A 5,068-nucleotide genomic window follows, 5' to 3' on the forward strand; every position below is an offset into this window, starting at 1 on the left:
TATTCCACGTGCGCCGTGTTGATCGTGATGCCGCGCGCCTTCTCTTCCGGCGCGGCGTCGATGTCCGCATAGTTCATCGCCTTGGCGCCGCCGGCCTTGGCCAGCGTCATCGTGATCGCCGCCGTCAGCGTCGTCTTGCCATGGTCAACGTGACCGATCGTGCCGATGTTGCAGTGCGGCTTGGTGCGTTCGAACTTTTCCTTGGCCATTCTCTTCTCTCCGTCCCCCAAAAGGGGTCCTCAGTTGGGGGTGGTTGTTAGGCGTACTTCTTGATGACTTCGTCGGCGACGTGCTGCGGCACGGGCTCGTAGTGGCTGTACTGCATGGTGAACTGGGCGCGGCCTTGCGACATGCCGCGCAGGTTGTTCACGTAGCCGAACATGTTGGCCAGCGGCACGAAGGCGTTCACGACGGTCGCGTTGCCGCGGACGTCCTGGCCCTGGATCATGCCCCGGCGGCTGTTCAGGTCGCCGATGACCGAGCCCAGATACTCTTCCGGGGTCACGACCTCGACGGCCATGATCGGCTCGAGCAGCTTGGGCGCGCCCTGCGTGCGCAGCTCCTTGAAGGCCGCGCGCGAGGCGATTTCGAAGGCCAGCACCGAGGAGTCGACGTCGTGGAAGGCGCCGTCGATCAGCGTGGCCTTGAAGTCGATGACCGGGAAGCCGGCGAGCAGGCCGTTGTCCTTGGCCGACTCCAGGCCCTTCTGGACGCCCGGGATGTACTCCTTGGGCACCGCGCCGCCGACGATGGAGCTTTCGAAGATGAAGCCCGAACCCGGCTCGCCCGGCTCGAACTTCAGCTTCACGCGGGCGAACTGGCCCGTGCCGCCGGTCTGCTTCTTGTGGGTGTAGTCGATCTCGGCCGGCTTACCGAGGCTCTCGCGGTAGGCCACCTGCGGCGCGCCGATGTTGGCCTCAACCTTGTAGGTGCGCTTCAGGATGTCGATCTTGATGTCGAGGTGCAGCTCGCCCATCCCCTTGAGGATGGTCTGGCCGGACTCGTGGTCCGTCGAGACGGTGAAGGACGGGTCCTCCGACGCCAGCTTGGCCAGGGCCACGCCCAGCTTCTCCTGGTCCGCCTTGGACTTCGGCTCGACCGCGATCTCGATGACCGGGGCGGGGAATTCCATGCGCTCCAGGATGACCGGCGACTTGATCGGATCGCACAGGGTGTCGCCCGTGCGGGTGTCCTTCAGCCCGGCCAGGGCGACGATGTCGCCGGCGTAGGCTTCCTTGATGTCTTCGCGGTCGTTGGCGTGCATCAGCAGCATGCGGCCGACGCGTTCCTTCTTGTCGCGGGTCGAGTTCAACAGGCCCATGCCGGTCTCGAGCTTGCCCGAGTAGATGCGGCAGAAGGTCAGCGAACCGACGAACGGGTCGTCCATGATCTTGAAGGCCAGGACCGACAGCGGCTCGTCATCCGAAGCGTGGCGAACCACCTCGGCGTCGGTCTTGAAGTCGATGCCCTTGGGCGGCGGGATGTCGAGCGGGCTCGGCAGATAGTCGACGACGGCGTCGAGCAGGGGCTGCACGCCCTTGTTCTTGAAGGCCGAGCCGCAGAGGATCGGATACCAGGCGCCGTCGAGCACGGCCTTGCGGATGCAGCGCTTCAGCACCTCTTCCGACGGCTCCTCGCCGCCGAGGTAGGCTTCCATGGCCTCGTCGTCCATTTCGACGGCGTTCTCGACCAGGTAGTTGCGCAGCTCCTCGGCCTTGGCCTTGAGCTCTTCCGGAATCTCGATGTCGCGGTACTTGGCGCCCAATGCGTCGTCGTCCCAGACCACGCCCTTCATGCGGACGAGGTCGACCAGGCCCTTCAGCGAGGACTCGGCGCCGATCGGGAACTGGATCGGCACGGCCTTGACGCCCAGGCGCTCACGGATCGTGCGCAGGCACATGTCGAAGTCGGCGCCGATCTTGTCCATCTTATTGACGAAGACGATCCGCGGAACGTTGTACTTGTCGGCCTGGCGCCAGACGGTTTCGGTCTGGGGCTCCACGCCCTGGTTGCCGTCCAGCACGGCCACCGCGCCGTCCAGCACGCGCAGCGAACGTTCGACCTCGATGGTGAAGTCCACGTGGCCAGGCGTGTCGATGATGTTCAGGCGCTTGCCGTTCCAGATGGCGGTGGTCGCGGCCGAGGTGATCGTGATGCCCCGCTCCTGCTCCTGGGTCATCCAGTCCATGGTCGCGGCGCCGTCATGGACTTCGCCGATCTTGTGGGACTTGCCGGTGTAGAAGAGGATCCGCTCGGTCGTCGTCGTCTTGCCGGCATCGATGTGGGCCATGATGCCGAAGTTGCGGTAGTCCTCGATCTTGTGCGTGCGGGGCATTGCTGAACTCGGGTGCGGCCGGGGAGAGGCCTTAGGCGTCGGGGGGCTTCAAAAGCGCGCGGGCGGTCTATCGCAAACCGCCCGCCCTTGAAAGCAACGAATGGAGGGCGGGAGCCCTTACCAGCGGTAGTGAGAGAACGCCCGGTTGGCCTCGGCCATCTTGTGGGTGTCCTCGCGTTTCTTGACCGCGGCGCCGCGGTTGTTGGCGGCGTCCAGAAGCTCGCCCGCGAGCATCACGGTCATGGTGTTCTCACCGCGGTTGCGCGCGGCGTTGATCAGCCAGCGGATGGCCAGGGCGCGGCGGCGGTCCGGACGGACCTCGACGGGCACCTGGTAGGTCGCGCCGCCGACCCGGCGGGAGCGGACCTCGACGGCCGGCGAGACGTTTTCCAGCGCGGTGTGGAAGGTCTCGAGCGCGTTCGACTCGCGGCGCTTGGCTTCCAGGATGTCGAAGGCGCCGTAGACGATGTTTTCGGCCACGGCCTTTTTGCCCTCGTACATCACGTAGTTCATGAACTTGGTGACGACGAGATCTCCGAACTTCGGATCCGGAAGGACTTCACGCTTCTCTGCGCGGCGACGACGGGACATGGGTGACTACCTGTCTTGAATATCTGCTGAGGGGCGCTGGGCTTACTTCGGACGCTTGGCGCCGTAGAGCGAACGGCGCTGACGGCGGTCCTTGACGCCTTGCGTGTCGAGCACGCCGCGCAGGATGTGGTAGCGAACGCCCGGAAGGTCCTTCACGCGGCCGCCGCGGATCAGGACCACGGAGTGCTCCTGAAGGTTGTGGCCTTCGCCGGGGATGTAGCACACCGCTTCCACGCCGGACTTGGCGAGGCGGACCTTGGCGACCTTACGCAGCGCCGAGTTCGGCTTCTTCGGGGTCGTCGTATAGACGCGGGTGCAGACGCCGCGCTTCTGGGGGCAACCCTCCAGGGCGGGAACCTTGTTGCGGACGGGCTTGGGCTGGCGCGGCTTGCGGATCAGCTGGTTGATCGTAGGCATTCGAACTTCGTCTCTTCTACCTGGGGAGGCGTGTGCCTTTCGGCCGGAGCGCCTCGTGAGCCTTCTTTTTGAACGGCCCGAAGGGGCCGCCCGGGTTATTCCGAGACGAAGACCGGGACCTCAAACGCAAAAGCCGGAACGCGCGCTCTGGACGTTCCGGCGGGCACAGCCCGTACGCTCGATTGTCACGATCTCGAAGGGTGACGAGTCACCCGCCTCGAAGGTGCGCGGCTTCTACGCGGAAGGGGGCGCAAGGTCAAGCGAGGCCGGGGTTCGGGTCGAAAGGGGCCGGGTCGGGGTCAGCTGTTTGCGTCCCTTGAGCCACGGATCAGACCTTCCCGATCGTCATCCCGGTCGAAGCGCAGCGTAGAGCCGGGACAAGGGTCGGAGCGGCGCGCTTGTCCCGGACAACCGCTGCGCGGCTTCCGGGATGACAAGAAGGGGGAGCTCACCCGGCCCCAAAGCGGACAGTCCGAGAGTCCGCTTTCGACCCTTAACAGACGTGTAGTGGACCGCTCGCTGCTCGATATAAGGGACCCCATGCCCTGCCCCAAAATGCGGATTTAAGGCTCCCGCACTCTTTTGGACGACAACCTGACCTAATGGAGACCATCTGATGAGCATCGACAGCGCCTTGATCGTTCGCAAGGCCGACCTGCCCACGGCGGCCCAGTTGACCGCCGACATTGCGGAAACTGGCGTAGCCGTGGCCTTCCCAGCGGATTTCGCTCTCGACCAGAACGTAGCGGGCTGGGTGCCGGTGACTGTCGATGGTGAGCCGAGCGGCTTCAATTACGGTGTCCAGCCGCTGGCAGAGATCGACCCAGCCGAACTGCCGACGGGCGTGGCCGAGGCCGGGGACACCTTGTTGGCCTTTGGCGGAAAAGGCTCACTGTCCGCCGAGACGGTCACCCTCATACACCAGGTCATGGGACGACGTTATCGGGCTTGGCTGTTGATTGAGGATGAACTGCTGCCTCCGGAAGACAGCTGGGGGGCGGGCGCCTCGCTCGATGACATACATGTCGATCGGCGCGGCTCTCCGGCGAAACTAGCCGGGGATGTCGAGGCTTACGTGGCCCAGCACTTTCCGCCCATAACACGGGACCCGCACGCCAGGACGAAGGACCTACTGAAACAGCTGGTTCTCCCGATCCTCATCTTCGCCGCGCTCGGCGGCTTCTACCTTTGGTCCCAGCTTACATAGTGCTCTCTAGTTCCAACTCCGACGGCGCCGTCGGCTACAGCCATACCCCCACGAGCATGACGCTTGAAGTTCCAGAGGTTGAGGTGCGTCGCCAACCTCACCGCCGTGGGTCGCGGCAGAGTCCGCTTTCCACCCATAGCGGACATCCAGAACGGCCGCACTTGGGTCTTGCAACCAACCGTCGAAGGGTCGGCGGCGGGGCTGCCACCCTCCCCGGCGGAGGCCCCGCCTTCACCGACTTCACCTTCGCTTTTTCCACCGAAACTCACCCAAATCGGAGCCGGATTCACCGAGTTCACCGAGGCCGCCGTCGCGGCGGCGCGGGGGCCGCGCCAAGGGCCAGCGCGCGCGCGGAGCCGACCGGAAGGTGGTCGCCCCCCCCTATCCGCGCCGATAGAACTCGGCCTGTTTGTCGAACATGACGCTGTAGCCGCCGCGCGCGGCCATGAGCTCGGCGTGCGTGCCATCCTCGACCATCCGGCCCCGCGACAGCACGACGATGCGGTCGGCGGGGCGCA

General features: G+C 65.2%; 5 protein-coding genes. 1 reads left to right on the forward strand and 4 read right to left on the reverse strand.

Annotated elements, in window-relative coordinates:
• The 4 genes from Q0M60_RS01770 to rpsL form a co-directional block, all read right to left on the reverse strand.
• A partial coding sequence (locus tag Q0M60_RS01770; protein WP_295214772.1) for a GTP-binding protein occupies positions 1-209 on the reverse strand: 209 nt, incomplete at its 3' end.
• Positions 210-256: 47 nt separating this feature from the next.
• Complete coding sequence (gene fusA / locus Q0M60_RS01775) at positions 257-2,335, reverse strand: elongation factor G (protein ID WP_296815167.1); 2,079 nt, start codon at positions 2,333-2,335, stop codon at positions 257-259.
• A 117-nt stretch (positions 2,336-2,452) separates the two neighbouring features.
• Entirely contained in the window at positions 2,453-2,926 is a 474-nt protein-coding gene (rpsG, locus tag Q0M60_RS01780; RefSeq protein ID WP_296815170.1) for a 30S ribosomal protein S7, read from the reverse strand.
• 42 nt (positions 2,927-2,968) lie between these two features.
• The gene (gene rpsL, locus Q0M60_RS01785; protein ID WP_296815173.1) at positions 2,969-3,343 is read right to left on the reverse strand and encodes a 30S ribosomal protein S12; all 375 of its coding nucleotides are present in this window, start codon (positions 3,341-3,343) and stop codon (positions 2,969-2,971) included.
• Between the two features lie 616 nt (positions 3,344-3,959).
• On the opposite strand from rpsL, the gene Q0M60_RS01790 reads away from it, so the two are divergent.
• A complete protein-coding gene (locus Q0M60_RS01790; RefSeq protein ID WP_296815175.1) occupies positions 3,960-4,550 on the forward strand; it encodes a hypothetical protein in 591 nt (196 codons plus the stop codon).
• Positions 4,551-5,068 lie beyond the last annotated feature (518 nt).

The sequence above is a fragment of the Brevundimonas sp. genome (assembly GCF_024711105.1).
In the GTDB taxonomy this organism is placed as follows: Bacteria; Pseudomonadota; Alphaproteobacteria; order Caulobacterales; family Caulobacteraceae; genus Brevundimonas.